Origin of the sequence: Clostridium sp. DL-VIII, from assembly GCF_000230835.1 — a bacterium.
In the GTDB taxonomy this organism is placed as follows: domain Bacteria; phylum Bacillota; class Clostridia; order Clostridiales; family Clostridiaceae; genus Clostridium.
Genome location: NZ_CM001240.1, coordinates 5704012 through 5720738, shown reverse-complemented (window position 1 = coordinate 5720738; position 16727 = coordinate 5704012). Strand labels below are relative to the sequence as shown.

Sequence of the window (16727 nt, the reverse complement as noted above, 5' to 3'; positions counted from 1 at the left end):
ATAAGAAATGTCTTATAAAATAGCATTTGCAAGTAGCGATGGAAAAGTTGTAAATCAGCATTTTGGAAGAGCAAAGCAGTTTTTAGTTGTTGAGGTAGATGACAAAGATTATAAGTATGTTGAAACGAGGGTAAATGAACCAGCATGCCAAGATTTTCAACATACAGAGGAAGCGATGGAAAAATCTATCGAATTAATATCAGATTGTAAAGCAGTTTTTATTGCACAAATAGGACAAGGTGCTTTAGCTTTAGTTGAAGCAAGGGGAATAAAAGGTATAGAAGCACCTTATTTTATAGAAGACATACTAAAAAAGATATTAAATTCAAAAGTAAATATCTTAGATATATATTGACACAATTAAACTATATAAGTTCTAATTAACAATGTACATTTGACAATTAACAATTAATAATGAAATTTTTTAAAAATTTCTAAAACTAATAATTTAGTAAAATATATTTTCAATTTAGACCTTATATATATTGCAATAATAATTCTACATTTTTAAGAAATCCTGTAAGGATTTCAACTGCAATTGGTCACAGACTACCCATAAAGGGCATCAATTGTACTTTGTAAATTATTAATTGCAACATATATATATTAAAAATTTATAATAAAAAGATATGTAATATAAGGAATATTCAGAGTTTAGTGTTAAATAAAAAGGAAGTGATTTTATATGGGGAATTTTGAGCATTTAGTAAAAACTCATCCGTGCTTAGGTGGAGAAGCACACTTTAAATATGGAAGGATACATTTGCCGGTAAGTCCATCATGTAATATACAATGTAAGTTTTGCAAAAGAGGATTTAATAAATCAGAAGTGCGTCCAGGGGTAAGTTCACTCATCCTCACTCCTGAGCAAGCTGTAGAAACAGTTAGGAAGGCAATAAAATTATGCCCTGAAATAAGTGTAGTTGGGATAGCAGGGCCGGGAGATACCCTTGCAACTGATCATGCTCTTGAAACTTTTAGATTGATAAAAAAGGAATTTCCAGAGCTTATTAATTGTTTGAGCACTAATGGACTGCGCTTAGAAGAAAGAGCAGAGGAAATTGTAGACGCAGGTGTACAGACTGTAACAGTTACTGTTAATGCAATAGATGCAAGAATACAAAAAGATATATGCTCCTTTGTAATTGACGAATATGGAAATAAATTAAAAGGAGAAGAAGGAGCTAGAAAATTAATTGATGCACAGCTTAGAGGTATTAAAAAGATTAGCGAGTTAGGAGTTATAGTAAAGATAAATAGTGTTTTAATTCCAGGAATAAATGATGCACATATTAAAGAAATAGCAAGAGTAACGAAAGAATTAGGAGCATCGATACTAAATATAATTCCTTTAATTCCTCAAAATGAATTATCTCATCTTGAAGCTCCAACTTGCGAAGTTTTAAATAAATGCAGAGGTGAAGCTGGAGAATATCTTGATGTATTCAGACATTGCAAACATTGCCGTGCAGATGCTTGTGGAGTACCTGGCAAGAATCAGGATATACACAGTCAATTGTATGATAAGGAAGTTGTGGAAACTTTTTCACATGGTTAAAATTGAAATATTTTTTTATATAAAATCATAGTAAGCAAATAAGAATAATATGAATATTATATAGAAACTATATATGCATATAAGGCACGTATACGAGGAGGAAATAATATGAAAATAGAATCAATATTAGTTCATGGTGCTATTGATGGAGATGAGACAACGGGATCAGTAAATGTTCCGATTTATCAAACATCGACATATAAGCAGGAGGAACTAGGTAAAAATAAAGGTTATGAATATTCAAGAACAGGCAATCCAACCAGGGAAGCATTAGAGAAAACTATTGCTCTGCTGGAAGGCGGCACAGGGGGACTTGCTTTTAGCAGTGGAATGGCTGCGATTACAGCAGTTTTGTCTTTACTAAACAGTGGAGATAAGATAATAATTCCAAGTAACCTTTATGGAGGAACCTTTAGAGTCATTGATAAGGTATTTAAGAATTTCAATATTCAATATGAAATAGTTGATTTTTCCAGAATAAATGATGTTAAGAGAATTTTAGAAGATAATAAAGAGAATGGGAAGATAAAAGCTGTATTTATAGAAACACCTACGAATCCTCTTATGGATATTACAGATATTGAGGAAGTCAGTAAACTTGCAAGAGAATATGGTGTACTAACAATAGTAGATAATACATTTATGTCACCATATCTACAAAGACCTTTGGAATTTGGGGCTGATATAGTTGTTCATAGTGCAACCAAATATTTAGGAGGCCATAGTAATGTAGTAGCTGGATTAATAGTGGTAAATGATGAAAAGCTATGGGACAAGCTACACTTTATACAAAATTCAACTGGAGGAGTACTCGGACCTTTTGATTCATTTTTATTGCTACAGGGAATAAAAACTTTAGGGGTCAGATTAGATAGGCATAATGAAAATGCAGAAAATATAGTAGATTTTTTATCACAAAATGAATATGTCGATAAAATTTATTATCCAGGTTTAAAGGCGTCAAAAGGATATGATATTCATAAAAAACAAGCTTCAGGATTTGGTGGAGTATTATCTTTTGTTATTAATGAAAAAGTCGATTATAAAAAGTTTCTAAGTTCATTAAGACTTATAACTTTAGGAGAAAGTTTAGGAGGAGTTGAATCATTAATATGTCATCCAGCAACTATGACTCATGCAGCAATACCATATAAAATAAGACAGGAAGTTGGAATTGTTGATAATCTGGTAAGATTATCAGTTGGAATAGAGAATATTGATGATTTATTAGAAGATTTAAATAATGCATTTAAGGAGAGTAAAGTAAAATGAATTACGTAAGCGATATAAAAGAACTTATAGGAAAAACTCCTTTAATAAAGCTTACTCATATTAATGTAAAGGAAAATATAAATGTATTTGCAAAATTAGAATGCTTTAATCCAGGTGGAAGCGTAAAAGATAGAATTGGCGTAAAAATGATTAAAGGTGCTGAAGAAAAAGGAATATTAAAAAAAGGATATACAATAATTGATGCTACAGCAGGAAATACTGGGCTTGGAATAGCATTAGCTGCAATAAATAAAGGTTACAATATAGTTTTTGTAGTTCCAAGAAAGTTTTCTATAGAAAAACAAAAATTAATTAAAGCATTAGGTGCAGAGATTATTAATACTCCAGATGAAGAGGGGATGCTTGGGGCAATAAATAAAGCAGAAGAACTATTAAAAGAAATTCCAAACAGCATTAGTTTGGAGCAATTTGAAAATGAGGATAATCCTTTAGCGCATTATGAAAGTACAGGACCAGAAATATATGAAGCATTAGAAGGAAAAATAGATTATTTTGTGGCAGGAGCAGGTAGTGGAGGTACTTTCACTGGAATTACTAAATGCCTAAAGGAAAGAGATAAAAATATTAAGGGAATACTTGCAGACCCAGAAGGATCAACAATGGTTGGTGGTGAGCATAAAAGCTATAAAATAGAAGGCATAGGAAATGATTTTGTTCCCAAAACCATGGACATATCTTTAGTTGATAAAGTAATAAAAGTTAATGATGAGGAAGCATTTGGAATGGTGAGATTATTAGCTAAAAAGGAAGGTTTAATTGTTGGGTCATCATCAGGAGCTATACTTGCAGCAGCAATAAAATTATCTGAGGAAATAGATAGTGGAAATATAGTAGTAGTCTTTCCTGATAGAGGAGATAGGTATTTAAGTACAACTTTATTTGATGAATAAAAAATAAAATGAGGTTTATGAAATATACTAGTGTTTTTGATAATCATATATATGAGTATATTTAAATTATATCTGACTAGAAAACTAGAGGGTATACTTTTACAAGTGGTAGGAGTATACCTTTTTTTATTATAATGACAACTTAAAATCTTAGGCTGAGGTGAGGAGTAATATGAGTGCAATAAATGTCCCAAGATATTATGAAAATAGGAGAGGCATTATAAAAGAAGCAGGAGATTATATAAGAAGGTTAGGCAAAAATGTCTTAATTGTTGGCGGAAATAATGCTCTTACAGCTGTAGGAGGAAAATTTTATAAAAGTCTTGAAATCAATGAAATAAAGTATGAGGTGAAAATATTCACTGGATATCCAACTCAAAAATGTATTAGAGAAATATCAGCAATGGCTGTTGCAAATAAAAATGATGTAATAATAGGAGTTGGAGGTGGAAAAGTTCTAGATTTAGTAAAGGCAGTAGGAAATAAAATCAATATGGCTGTTGTCACAATACCTACTATTCCAGCTACCTGCGCTGCATGGTCAGCTCTAGCTGTAATATATAAGGAAAATGGTGAACAAGATATATATATTCATCTGGAAAATTCTCCGCAGCTTATACTAGCAGATAAAGATATTCTATCAAAGGCTCCGAAAAGATATATTAATTCAGGAGTTGCGGATACTATTGCAAAATGGTATGAAATAGCTCCAGATTTAAAAGGTAATAAAGATGATTTTTCCATAAGGCTCCAATTAAAAGTATGTGAGCTTGCTTTAGAATTTTTAAAGGATGATTATGTAAAATCAGCTATAGATGGGAGCTTATTTGATAAAGCATATTTAATTGATAATGCAGTTGATTCAATTATTATGTTAGCAGGATTAGCAGGGAGTATAAATGGCAGTGTTCCTTATGGGGGATTAGCACATCCATTTTACAATAATTCAACTAAAATACATGAAACCCATAAGTTGCTTCACGGTGAAAAAGTTATTTTTGGGCTACTAGTACAATTTGTTTTAGAAGGTAGAGATGAACGAGAAATACTTGGATTTGTTGAATGGATGAAGAAATTAAATTTACCTATAACCCTAGATGATTTAGGAATTAAATCAAATATAAGGGAGAAAGTAACTGTAATTGCTAAAGGTATGTTAGAAAGTATAGGAAATTATTCTGGTTTAAGTTATGTGTTAAATGAAAAGCACATAATAGATGCAATATTTAAAGTAGATAGTCTAGGGAAAAATAATTTAAACAGGGAGAATGGAATAAATGCTTAGTTTAAGTGATAAAGTGGAAAAGTTTTCGGAATCAATGATAAGACAAATGACAATCCTTGCAAATAAATATGGGGCCATAAATCTAGCACAGGGGTTTCCGGAATTCGATCCATCTAGTAAATTAATTTTAGCCTTGGAGAAAGCTGCCAAAGAAGGGCCGCATCAATATGCACCATCGTGGGGAGCTGAAAATTTTCGGCAGGCTATAGCTGATAAACAATCCTTAAGTTTTGGAAGAAGAATAGATTCTAATACAGAGGTACTTGTTACATGTGGATCTACAGAAGCTATGATAAGCGTAATGCTAACAGTGTTTAATCCAGGAGATAAAGTTATTATTTTTTCACCTTATTATACAAGTTATGTAGCTGATGCAATACTTGCGCAGGCAGAACCAATATTTGTTTCGCTCAAAGCACCTAATTTTAATTTTGAAGAAAGTGAATTAGAGGAAGCATTTAAACAAAGTCCCAAAGCAATAATTCTTTGTAACCCTTCAAATCCATCAGGTAAAGTGTTTACTCAGAAAGAACTAATAATTATAGGTAACCTGGCAGAGAAATATAATGCCTTTGTCATAACTGATGAAGTATATGAACACATAGTTTACAAACCATTTAAGCAGGTATATTTTGCTTCTTTGCCAGGAATGTTTGAAAGCACTATTTCATGCAGCTCACTTTCAAAAACTTATTCTATAACAGGGTGGAGATTAGGATATGTAATTGCACCAAAGAAAATAATAGAGAATGTAAGAAAAATACATGATTTTTTAACTGTAGCAGCTCCTTCACCGCTTCAGGAAGCAGCAATAACGGGATTGAATTTTAATGATGGATACTATGATGAATTGCAGGAAGTATATACGAAAAAGCGAGATTATTTTTTGAAGGGACTAGATGAAATTGGATTAAAGCATACAAACCCAGAAGGAACATATTTTGTTTTAGTTGATATATCTGAATTTGAATATGAAAGTGATATTGAGTTTTGTAAATTCTTAGTGAAGGAATATGGAATTGCAGCGGTACCAGGATCGAGTTTTTTTCATGAAGGCGGCAATAATTGGGTGAGGATGCATTTTGCTAAGAATAACGAAACCTTAAGTGAAGCTTTAAGGAGACTTAGAAATCTAAAAAAATCTATAGAAAGGAGAGTTAAATATGATTGAGCTTAAGAATATTAAAAAGACATATGAAGCTGATAACCTGTCAGTAGAAGCTTTAAAGGGTATTTCACTGAATATAGGGAAAGCTGATATCTTTGGAATCATTGGGTATAGCGGTTCGGGAAAGAGTACCTTAATTAGATGCATAAACTTATTAGAGAAGCCTGATAGTGGACAAGTAATTTTTAATGGGAAAGACTTAAATAAGTTATCGGAACGTGATTTAAGAAGAGAAAGACAAAAAATAGGAATGATATTTCAACATTTTAATTTGTTATCGTATGATACGGTGTATGCTAATGTAGCACTTCCACTAGTTTATAAAGGACTTAATAAGAAGGAGATAGAAGAAAAAGTAGATAATTTACTGGAAATCGTGGGACTTTCAGATAAGAAAAATGCATATCCATCTCAATTAAGTGGAGGTCAAAAACAGAGAGTTTCAATTGCAAGAGCATTAGCTAATGACCCAGAAGTACTATTAAGCGATGAGGCAACATCAGCTTTAGATCCGCAGACTACTGATTCAATATTAAATTTATTGAAAGATCTAAATAAAAAATTTGGGTTAACTATTGTAATTATTACTCATGAAATGCAGGTGATAAAGGAAATTTGTAACAAAGTAGCAGTACTTAGTGATGGTAGAATTGTAGAACAAGGAACAGCTTTAGAAGTATTCTCAAAACCAAAACATGAGATTACAAAAGAATTTGTAGCTAGTATATTCCAAAGTGACAAGATATATGAACTTTTAAATAATGAATCAATTTCAAAAATAGTAAAAAATAAAGGGATAGTAGTACGTTTATTATTTACAGGATCAAGTGCAAATGACGCGTATATATCTACAATATCACGAGAATTTCAAATAAATTTAAGTGTTATTTTTGGAAATATTGAGATTATACAAGATGAACCAGTAGGATGTTTGTTTATAGCTTTTTCAGGTGAAGCATATAAAATAAAAAAAGCAATTAACTATTTAGAAGAAGAGAAAGTTCAAATAGATTTTATTAGAGGCGAAGAAAATCTTTTAGAAGTGGAGGTAGTATAAATGGAAGTACTAAAAGATCTATTTCCTAATGTGATTAAATATCATACAAAACTTTTTGATTCAACAATAGACACATTAATTATGGTTATAATATCTGCAGTTATAGCAATAATATTAGGATTGATATTAGGTATTATGCTTGTAATTACATCTAAAAATAAAATCTATGAAAATATGAAATTGAACAATATTCTTGGGAAAATCATTAATGCATTTAGATCGATTCCATTTGTAATAATAATTACACTTATCCTGCCTTTTACTAAATTTATAGTTGGAACATCCATAGGGATCAAAGGGGCTATTGTGCCAATGATAATTGGGAGTGCACCATTTATTGCAAGACAGATAGAACAAGCTTTATTTGAAGTTGATAATGGCGTTATTGAAGCAGCAAGAGCTATGGGCATGTCGAAAATATATATAATTTACAGAGTATTAATTAGAGAAGGAATGCCTGGAATTATAAGGGCTCTAGTAATATCTATAATTAGTTTGATAAATCTTTCAGCAATGGCTGGAACTGTTGGAGGAGGAGGTCTTGGAGATTTTGCTATTAGATATGGATATTCTCAATATATGACGGATATAACCATTGTAACAGTTTTGATTTTATTGCTTATCGTAACTGTAGTACAAGGAACTGGAAATCTAATACTTAAAAAGATAACACATTAATGGGGGAAGAATAATGAGTAAAATAAAAAAAATTTATATGAAATTACTGATTATAACTATGACATTTTGTATTGGAGTTACAGGATTAGCTGGATGTAGTAATAATGCAACTAACAGTGGAGTGACCGTCCCAGATAAAAAGATTGTAAAAATAGGAATAACAACACCTGATGATATAATATGGGATGCTGTAAAGAAAAAAGCGGCTGAAGATAATATAGAAATACAAACAATATGTTTTTCTAATGTAAATATAAATGAGGTATTAGCTAGTAGAGATGTTGATCTTAATGCCTTTCAACATTATGCATATTTTGAAAAAAACAAAGCAGATTTAGGATTAGATCTTGTAGCATTAGGGGACATGTATATTCTACGCTTAGATATATACTCTAAAAAGTATAAATCATTAAATGATTTACCAAATGGCGCAAAAATAGCTGTACCTAATGATGCAGTAAATATAGGAAGGTCATTAAAAGTATTTGAAGAAGCTGGTTTAATCACTCTTAAAGATGGGGCAGGAAACACTCCAGAAACAGCAGACATAGCTTCAAATCCTAAAAATATTCAACTCGTTGAGATAGAACATTCTCAAATTGTAAGATCTCTAGATGATGTTGATGCAGGTATTGTTTTTGTAAAAGATGCAGTAGATGGAGGATTAGATCCATCAAAAGATCCCATATATGTAAACAACATTGATCCAACTGATAAGAATTTAAAACAATATATAAACCTGATTGCAGCAAGGGCAGAAGATAGAGATAATGAAACGTATAAAAAGGTTGTTAAAGCATTTAATAGTGAAGAAGTAGCTCAGGCTATATTTGAACAATTTAAACATGGTGCAATTCCAGCGTGGGACGAAAAATATGCAAACCAATAAAAATATTATTGGTTGAGCAAGAAACAGAAATTAATAACTAGTAGTATAAGATGTACTTGGGGGAAATGATATGAATAAAAGAATTTTTATGAAAAGCATGAGTTTTATTTTATTTATTTTAACGATAATTGGATCATTTATTGGCTGTAGTAATAAAACTCAAGAAGTAGAAAAAAATAAACCAAAGGAAGAAATTAAAATTAAAGTTGGAACCACATCAGATGAACCAAGAGTATGGGAAGCTGTTGAAAAAAAATTAGAAAGTGATGGTATAAAAATTGAGATAGTTAATTTTGCTAATGGTGCAAATCCAAATCAAGCTCTTGCAGATGGTGAAATAGATTTAAATGCTTTTCAACATTATGCATATTTCAACAAAAATATAAAAGATTTAAATTTAGATCTCACTGCTATTGGTGATACCATAATAGTTCCACTAAATTTATTTTCAAAGAATATAAAGTCAATATCTGAATTGAAAAGCGGAGCTAAAATTGGTGTACCCAATGATGTTACAAATGAAGGAAGAGCACTTTTGGTACTTCAAAAAGCAGGGATAATAAAAGTAAAAGCAGGCTCAGGACAAACACCAGGATTAGCGGATGTTGAATCAAATCCACTAAATATAGAATTTGTTGAATTACCAGGAGCACAGCTGCCAAGGTCGTTAAATGATGTTGATGCAGCTATAATAAATTGCGGATATGCTGTTGATGCTGGATTAGATTTAAAAAATGATGTGATTTTTTCAGATAAAGTTGATATTAATAGTGATGACTATAAACCGTATATAAATATTATTGCTGCTAGAACAAAGGATAAAGATAATGAGACGTATAAAAAAATAGTAAAAGCCTATAATAGCGATGAAGTAAAGGAGGCTATAAAAGAAGTATATAAGGGAGCAGCATTGCCAGCATGGAAGTAAATTAATGGAGAGATGATTGAATGAGTATAGATGATATCATATATAAAATAAATGAAGATAAAGATAAGCTTATAGAGCTTAGAAGATGGTTTCATGCACATCCAGAATCAAGCTTCAAGGAGTTTGAAACAAGTAAAAGAATTAAGTATGAGCTTGATAAGCTACAAATTCCTTATAAAAGTGTTGGTGAAACAGGTATTGTAGGGATTATTAGAAGTGAAACCTATTCTGATAAGAATATACCAGTTATTGGACTTAGAGCAGATATTGATGCTCTTGAAATTGAAGAAAAAAATGAAGTTGAATATAAATCTTTAAATAAAGGCCTAATGCATGCCTGTGGACATGATGCTCACATAGCTTCATTATTAGAAGCAGCCAAAATACTTAATGATCAAAAAGATAAATTACCTGTAGTAGTTAAACTGATATTTCAACCAGCAGAGGAAGTTGGAAAGGGCGCTTCATTGATCAGAAAATCTGGTTTTATAGATGATGTAGAGGCATTCTTTGGGATACATGTAAGTACTGAGATTGAAACAGGAAAAATAGCGATAGGAAAAGGCTTGATAATGGCTGGTTCTAATAGTTTGAAGATAGTTGTTAAAGGGGTAAGTGGACATGGAGGAAAACCAGATGAGGCAGTAGATGCAATTGTTGCAGGAAGTGCAATTGTAGGAGCTCTTCAACAGGTTGTATCAAGAGAAAGCAAGCCTACAGAGCCGACTGTTATAACAATCGGAAAGTTTAATGCTGGAACTAGGGAAAATATAATAGCAAATGAAGCTATACTAAGTGGAACCATTCGTATTGCGAATGAGGAAAATCGCAGAAAAGTGGTAGAATCAGTAAAGCGAATAGTTAGTTATACAGCAGAAGCATATAGAGCTAAAGCAGATATTAAATCAAACATAGCAACTGTCCCAGTAATAAATGATGAAAATTTATATAGCATAGGTTTTGAGGCAGCAAAATCAATAGTTGCAAAGGAAAATATAATTGAACCACAAATCACTATGGTGACTGAAGATTTTGGAATTTATAATTTAATAGCAGCAGGATTTTATGCATGGGTTGGTACTAAAAAGGAACCCTATTACCCTAATCATCATGAGAAATTTGATATTGATGAAGACTCTCTTAGTATAGCAGCTGCATTATATGTTGAATTTGTATTTAAATATAGTGAAAGATAGGATAAGTAAAAATATTTAGAAACAAAATTTATAAATATTGATAAAATTTAATTATGATAAATCCAACGAATACAGTTGACTAGAAAACTAGAGACTGAGCTTCTAAAGAATAATTATATCTAAAGGAAGCTCAGTTTTGTTATTATAAAGCAAAAATTTTTGGGAGGGAAATAGACATGGAGCATAAAAAAATTAATCTTTATATTCCAGAAGTTGAGCCAAGGGAGCAAAGGCTTGGAACAATAATTGCATGGGATGGAAAAGCTTCAGAGTTATCAGAACAATCAGCATATGAGCGCAGAGGATGCAGTGGAAAAGGAAAACAGTGCAGGCTTTGTGAAATAAAAGGACCTTTTACACAGGGGTCAGTATGCAGCGAACAAATGGTTGAATGTCAGGCTGGAAATGTAAGAGATGCAGTACTTATTCAACATTCACCTATAGGGTGTGCAGCAGGACAAGTACCTTATAATTCCATTTACCGTAATGGACTTGCTCTTAGAAATTTACCTGTGGAAAATATAAGAATTATCTGCACTAATTTAGATGAAAGTGACATGGTATTTGGTGGGGTTAAAAAATTAAAACAATCAATTAAAGATGCATTTGAAAGATATAACCCTAAAGCTATATTTTTAGGTACTTCTTGTGCAACAGGAATTATTGGAGAGGATATGGAAAGTGTAGCTACTGAAGCAGAAAAAGAAATTAACATACCAGTAATTCCACTTGCTTGTGAAGGATTCAGATCTAAGCATTGGAGTACTGGTTTTGATGCCACCCAACATGGAATTCTAAGAAAAATTGTACGTAAAAACCCTAAAAAACAAGAGGATTTAATTAATGTAATTAATCTTTGGGGTTCTGATGTATTTACACCTATACTTGGTGAATTAGGATTAAGGGTAAATTATATTGTAGATTTAGCAACAGTAGATGATCTTGCTAAGCTTTCAGAAGCAGCAGCAACTGTAGGTTTTTGTTACACTTTATCATCTTATATGGCAGCAGCATTAGAACAGGAATTTGGAGTTACGGAAATTAAGGCACCACAGCCTTATGGCTTTGCAGGAACAGATGCCTGGCTTCGCGAAATTGCAAGAGTTACACATAGGGAAGAGCTTGCAGAAGCTTATATTAAAAAAGAACATGAAAGAGTAAAGCCTAAATTACAAGAACTTAGAGAAAAACTTAAAGGTGTTAAAGGATATGTTGCAACTGGTTCAGCTTATGCACATGGATTAATTACTGTTCTAAGAGAATTAGGAGTAGAAGTGAATGGCTCTTTAGTTTTTCATCATGATCCAGTTTATGATAGCGGAGATCCAAAACAGGATTCGCTTAAATTCTTAATAGATAATTATGATGATGTCCCTTCGTTTAGTGTAAGTAACAGGCAGCAATATCAATTTTATGGACTATTAAAAAAGACAAATCCGGATTTTATATTAATTAGACATAATGGACTTGCACCTTTAGCTTCAAGACTCGGAATACCAGCAGCTCCACTTGGAGATGAACATCTTGCTATTGGATATGATGGAATGATTAATTTAGGAGAAGCGGTTTTAGATGTCCTTGCACATAAAAAATTCCATCAAGATTTAAAGGAACATGTTAAATTGCCTTATACGCAGTGGTGGCTTAATCAAGAAGATCCTTATATACTTGCAAAACATCCAGAGATATTAAATGAAAAAATAATATAGTTGATTTTTAGAAGGAGAATAGTATGGGAAATAATGAAAACATAAATTTAAAACAGACAAATTCTATAAACCAAGTCCGTTATGGGTGTGCAATAGGGTCAATATATAGCGTATCATCTATTCCAGGAGCAATGCCAATTGTAAATTGTGGACCAGGATGTGCAGATAAACAATATACAAGTCTTGCATTTTATAATGGATTCCAAGGTGGAGGATATAGTGGAGGTGCAGTATCACCAAGTTCCAATGCAGGTGAAAACGAAGTTGTATTTGGTGGGGAAAATCGCCTTAGAGAACTAATAAAATCATCACTTAAGATTATGGAAGCGGATTTATTTGTCGTTTTAACAGGGTGTATTGGAGAAATTGTAGGAGATGATGTAGGATCAGTGGTTGGAGAATTTCAAAAAAAAGGAGTTCCTATAGTATATGCTGATACTGGTGGGTTTAAAGGAAATAATTTTGTAGGTCATGAATTAGTTACAAAAGCTATTATTGATCAATACGTAGGAGATTATGAGGGGGAAAAAGAAAAAGGGTTAGTTAATGTATGGTCACTATTGCCTTATCAAAATACTTTTTGGAGAGGGGATCTTACAGAAATTAAGCGTGTACTAGAAGGGGCTGGATTAAAGGTTAATATTTTATTTGGGCCAGAATCAAAAGGAGTAAGTGAATGGAAAAGCATTCCTAAGGCACAATTTAATTTAGTGCTTTCACCTTGGCTTGGATTAGATACAGCAAAACATCTAGAAAATAAATATGGACAACCATTTTTGCATGTTTCAACTATACCAATTGGAGCAAAAGAAACAACTGAATTTTTACGTAATGTAGTAGACTTCGCAGGAATTGATAAGCAAAAATCTGAAGAATTTATAAAGAATGAAGAAAAAAATTATTATTACTATCTAGAACATTTTTCAGATTTTTATGCAGAATACTGGTGGGGGTTACCAGCTAAATATGCAGTAGTAGGAGATAGTGCATATAATTTAGCACTTAATAAGTTCTTAGTTAATCAGCTTGGATTGATTCCAGCTAAACAAATTATTACAGAAAATCCTCCAGATCAATATAGAGAAGCAATTGCAAGGGAGTATAAAACTTTAGCAGAAGATGTTTCTACAGATGTTGATTTTGCAGAGGATGGATATATAATAGGCCAATTATTAAAGCAGACAGATTTTGGACATAAGCCACCAATCATTTTTGGAACAACATGGGAAAGAGATACTGCAAAAGAATTAAAAGGAGCTATTATTGAAGTTGGATTCCCAGCGTCTTATGAGGTGGTTTTAGCAAGAACTTATATAGGATACAGAGGAGCATTAAATTTATTGGAAAAGATTTATACTACAGCAATTAGTGCAAGTGCATAATTAGATGTTATTTAAATGGTATCCATATTTTTATTGAATTATAAAGTTGTAAAATATAAAGCGTGGATATGGCAGAAAATGCTTGGTGAGTTTTATATTTTACGGCTTTATTATTTGGGAAAAATAATAAATTATAATATGCTTAATATAAAAAAGAGTTATTAAAAATGTTTAGCTTTCTCTTCAATATGAATAAAGCCTAGTAGTAAATAGATACTAAAATAAATAATGTATTAAAAGCAGATAATTATAGTATAAAGATTATCTGCTTTCTTATTAAAATAGATTATTCAAATGCATGCTAATAAATTACTTAATATGTGTCAATACTAATACTTGAGAGAGATATTATCTATATTGTTTAATATTATTGTGGTAGTATATAGATATATAGGAATAATATATAGTAATGATACAATGGAGGAAAAATTATGGGAATAAAACAAACATTAACAAGTTTTATGAAAGAACCTGCATATAGACCAATGGATATAGAAGAATTAGTAGCTGTATTTGATATAAAGAAAAATGAATATAATGCATTTAAGAAGACTTTAAAAATGATGGAAAATGAAGGCTTTATTATAAGGACAAAAAAAGATAAATATATGATTGCTAAAGAAGATCATGAAGAAGAAGGATTAATAGTAGGAACACTTCAGGCCCATGCAAAAGGCTTTGGATTCTTGATTCCAGAAGAAGAGGGACAAAAAGATGTGTTTATTCCAGGCAATTGCATGAAAGGAGCAATGAACGGGGATAAAATATCTGTTAGGATAACTAGAGAAGATACGAATACGAAAAAGAGAGAAGGAGAAGTAGTCGAAATTATAGAAAGAAATACAGCAAAAATAGTTGGTGTATACGAAGACTCTAGAAATTTCGGATTTGTAGTATCTGAGGACCCAAGAATATCAAAAGACGTATTTATATCGAAGAAGGATAGAAATGGAGCTAAAGATGGCGATGTTGTTACAGTTAAAATAACAAAATGGCCAGAAGGAAATAAAAAGGCAGAAGGGGTAGTAACAGAAGTTCTTGGAAGAAAAGGCGATAGGGGAATAGACATTTTGATGATTATCAAGAAGCTAGGACTTCCAGAAGAATTTAGTGAAAAAGTGCTAAATTATGCTGAAAATATTCCAGAAGAAATTGATGAGGAAGAATATAAAGGCAGAAGAGATTTAAGAGATTTAAAAATGGTTACAATAGATGGAGAAGATGCCAAGGATTTAGATGATGCTGTATCTATTGAAAAATTAAGTAATGGAAATTATAAACTTGGCGTTCACATTGCAGATGTAACTCATTATGTTAAAGAAAATAATCCACTGGATAAAGAGGCGTTAAAAAGAGCAACTTCAGTGTATTTAATTGATAGAGTAGTTCCGATGTTACCTAGAAAATTATCTAATGGAATCTGCTCATTAAATCCTAAAGTAGATAGATTAACTTTATCCTGTTTTATGGAGATAGATCATAAAGGAAAAGTTGTAAATCATGAGATAGTGGAATCTATTATTAAGACTAATGAAAGAATGACATATACAGATGTTACGAAGATTTTGAGAGATAATGATGAGGAACTGATAAAGAGATATGATTATCTTTATGAAGATTTTAAGATGATGGAAGAGCTTTGTAAGATTTTAAGAGAAAAAAGAACTAGAAGAGGTGCTATTGATTTTGAAATAGCAGAAGCAAAAATAACACTAAATGAACTTGGGAAACCAATTGAAATTAAACCTTATGAACGTGAAATATCTAACAGGATGATAGAGGAATTTATGTTAGCTGCTAATGAAACAGTTGCGGAGCATATGTTCTGGACTCATTTGCCTTTTGTATATAGAATACATGAGAATCCAGATGAGGAGAAATTAGCTAAGTTTAAGGAATTTGTTTATAATTTAGGGTACAATGTTCATTGGACAGAAGAAATAGTACCTAAGAGCTTTCAAGAAATTTTAGAAAAAGTTAAAGGAAAAAATGAAGAGACTGTCGTGAGCACATTATTGCTCCGCTCTATGATGCAGGCAAAGTATGCACCAGAATGCAGTGGCCATTTTGGACTTGCAGCACAGTACTATTGTCACTTTACGTCTCCAATTAGAAGGTATCCTGATTTACAAATTCATAGAATTATCAAAGAATACCTTCATGGAGAAATGGATGAGAAGAGGATAAATAAGTTAAAGAATATAGTTGGATATGCAGCAAAGCAATCATCAGAAATGGAAAGAAAAGCTCAGGATGCAGAAAGAGAAGTTGATGATCTTAAAAAGGCTGAATATATGCAAGAGCGAATTGGTGAAGAATTTGAAGGAGTTATATCTTCAGTTACATCTTTTGGTGTATTTGTTGAATTGCCTAATACAATTGAAGGTTTAGTTCACATCACTGACTTAGATGATGATTATTATATCTTTAATGAAGCACACTTAAGCCTTATTGGTGAAAGAACTAAAAAGTTATATAAGCTTGGAGATAAAGTAAAAGTAGAATGTGTTCATGTAGATATAACAAATAGAGAAGTATTCTTTAAGATTACTCAGGAGCCTGAAAGAGAAGCAGTAGAAGATGAATCAAAAGATCAAGTGCTAGAATTAGTATAATTTAATCCACAAATATTAATTCTGATTGATTTGCAAAGATATGTATAATATAATTTTGTTATATTAATGTTATAAGCTA

General features: G+C 31.6%; 14 protein-coding genes. All 14 read left to right on the top strand.

What is annotated here, in order from left to right:
• The first annotated feature begins 7 nt into the window (after positions 1 to 7).
• The 14 genes from CDLVIII_RS26020 to rnr all read left to right on the top strand — a co-directional run bounded on the left by CDLVIII_RS26020 (position 8) and on the right by rnr (position 16648).
• Positions 8 to 355, top strand: a complete 348-nt coding sequence (locus CDLVIII_RS26020) for a NifB/NifX family molybdenum-iron cluster-binding protein (RefSeq protein WP_009172478.1) — start codon at positions 8 to 10, stop codon at positions 353 to 355.
• Positions 356 to 685: 330 nt separating this feature from the next.
• Positions 686 to 1558, top strand: a complete 873-nt coding sequence (locus CDLVIII_RS26015) for a radical SAM protein (RefSeq protein WP_009172477.1) — start codon at positions 686 to 688, stop codon at positions 1556 to 1558.
• Positions 1559 to 1666: 108 nt separating this feature from the next.
• Positions 1667 to 2830, top strand: a complete 1164-nt coding sequence (locus CDLVIII_RS26010; protein ID WP_009172476.1) for a PLP-dependent aspartate aminotransferase family protein — start codon at positions 1667 to 1669, stop codon at positions 2828 to 2830.
• Positions 2827 to 3741, top strand: coding sequence for a cysteine synthase A (gene cysK, locus CDLVIII_RS26005; protein ID WP_009172475.1), 915 nt, complete (start codon positions 2827 to 2829; stop codon positions 3739 to 3741). Before CDLVIII_RS26010 ends, cysK begins: the two co-directional genes overlap by 4 nt.
• A gap of 172 nt (positions 3742 to 3913) precedes the next feature.
• Positions 3914 to 5026, top strand: a complete 1113-nt coding sequence (locus CDLVIII_RS26000) for an iron-containing alcohol dehydrogenase family protein (RefSeq protein ID WP_009172474.1) — start codon at positions 3914 to 3916, stop codon at positions 5024 to 5026.
• The gene (locus CDLVIII_RS25995) at positions 5019 to 6197 is read left to right on the top strand and encodes an aminotransferase class I/II-fold pyridoxal phosphate-dependent enzyme (RefSeq protein WP_009172473.1); all 1179 of its coding nucleotides are present in this window, start codon (positions 5019 to 5021) and stop codon (positions 6195 to 6197) included. The genes CDLVIII_RS26000 and CDLVIII_RS25995 overlap by 8 nt, the downstream gene beginning before the upstream one ends.
• Entirely contained in the window at positions 6190 to 7251 is a 1062-nt protein-coding gene (locus CDLVIII_RS25990) for a methionine ABC transporter ATP-binding protein (protein WP_009172472.1), read from the top strand. The genes CDLVIII_RS25995 and CDLVIII_RS25990 overlap by 8 nt, the downstream gene beginning before the upstream one ends.
• On the top strand, positions 7252 to 7929 hold the full coding sequence (locus CDLVIII_RS25985; RefSeq protein ID WP_009172471.1) for a methionine ABC transporter permease: 678 nt from the start codon (positions 7252 to 7254) through the stop codon (positions 7927 to 7929).
• A 13-nt stretch (positions 7930 to 7942) separates the two neighbouring features.
• Positions 7943 to 8818 carry a MetQ/NlpA family ABC transporter substrate-binding protein gene (locus CDLVIII_RS25980; protein ID WP_009172470.1) on the top strand — a complete coding sequence of 292 codons (876 nt, stop codon included), beginning with the start codon at positions 7943 to 7945 and terminating at the stop codon, positions 8816 to 8818.
• 70 nt (positions 8819 to 8888) lie between these two features.
• Positions 8889 to 9746, top strand: coding sequence for a MetQ/NlpA family ABC transporter substrate-binding protein (locus tag CDLVIII_RS25975; protein WP_009172469.1), 858 nt, complete (start codon positions 8889 to 8891; stop codon positions 9744 to 9746).
• Between the two features lie 20 nt (positions 9747 to 9766).
• Entirely contained in the window at positions 9767 to 10942 is a 1176-nt protein-coding gene (locus tag CDLVIII_RS25970; RefSeq protein ID WP_009172468.1) for an amidohydrolase, read from the top strand.
• Between the two features lie 176 nt (positions 10943 to 11118).
• Positions 11119 to 12651: a nitrogenase component 1 gene (locus CDLVIII_RS25965; RefSeq protein WP_009172467.1), complete on the top strand. Its 1533-nt coding sequence runs from the start codon at positions 11119 to 11121 to the stop codon at positions 12649 to 12651.
• A gap of 23 nt (positions 12652 to 12674) precedes the next feature.
• A complete protein-coding gene (locus CDLVIII_RS25960; protein ID WP_009172466.1) occupies positions 12675 to 14033 on the top strand; it encodes a nitrogenase component 1 in 1359 nt (452 codons plus the stop codon).
• A gap of 431 nt (positions 14034 to 14464) precedes the next feature.
• The gene (gene rnr, locus CDLVIII_RS25955) at positions 14465 to 16648 is read left to right on the top strand and encodes a ribonuclease R (protein WP_009172465.1); all 2184 of its coding nucleotides are present in this window, start codon (positions 14465 to 14467) and stop codon (positions 16646 to 16648) included.
• Positions 16649 to 16727: the final 79 nt, after the last annotated feature.

Coding starts and splice junctions, on each gene's coding strand:
- CDLVIII_RS26020 (WP_009172478.1), top strand. CDS start 8: ATGTCTTATAAAATAGCATTTGCAAGTAGCGATGGAAAAGTTGTAAAT.
- CDLVIII_RS26015 (WP_009172477.1), top strand. CDS start 686: ATGGGGAATTTTGAGCATTTAGTAAAAACTCATCCGTGCTTAGGTGGA.
- CDLVIII_RS26010 (WP_009172476.1), top strand. CDS start 1,667: ATGAAAATAGAATCAATATTAGTTCATGGTGCTATTGATGGAGATGAG.
- cysK (WP_009172475.1), top strand. CDS start 2,827: ATGAATTACGTAAGCGATATAAAAGAACTTATAGGAAAAACTCCTTTA.
- CDLVIII_RS26000 (WP_009172474.1), top strand. CDS start 3,914: ATGAGTGCAATAAATGTCCCAAGATATTATGAAAATAGGAGAGGCATT.
- CDLVIII_RS25995 (WP_009172473.1), top strand. CDS start 5,019: ATGCTTAGTTTAAGTGATAAAGTGGAAAAGTTTTCGGAATCAATGATA.
- CDLVIII_RS25990 (WP_009172472.1), top strand. CDS start 6,190: ATGATTGAGCTTAAGAATATTAAAAAGACATATGAAGCTGATAACCTG.
- CDLVIII_RS25985 (WP_009172471.1), top strand. CDS start 7,252: ATGGAAGTACTAAAAGATCTATTTCCTAATGTGATTAAATATCATACA.
- CDLVIII_RS25980 (WP_009172470.1), top strand. CDS start 7,943: ATGAGTAAAATAAAAAAAATTTATATGAAATTACTGATTATAACTATG.
- CDLVIII_RS25975 (WP_009172469.1), top strand. CDS start 8,889: ATGAATAAAAGAATTTTTATGAAAAGCATGAGTTTTATTTTATTTATT.
- CDLVIII_RS25970 (WP_009172468.1), top strand. CDS start 9,767: ATGAGTATAGATGATATCATATATAAAATAAATGAAGATAAAGATAAG.
- CDLVIII_RS25965 (WP_009172467.1), top strand. CDS start 11,119: ATGGAGCATAAAAAAATTAATCTTTATATTCCAGAAGTTGAGCCAAGG.
- CDLVIII_RS25960 (WP_009172466.1), top strand. CDS start 12,675: ATGGGAAATAATGAAAACATAAATTTAAAACAGACAAATTCTATAAAC.
- rnr (WP_009172465.1), top strand. CDS start 14,465: ATGGGAATAAAACAAACATTAACAAGTTTTATGAAAGAACCTGCATAT.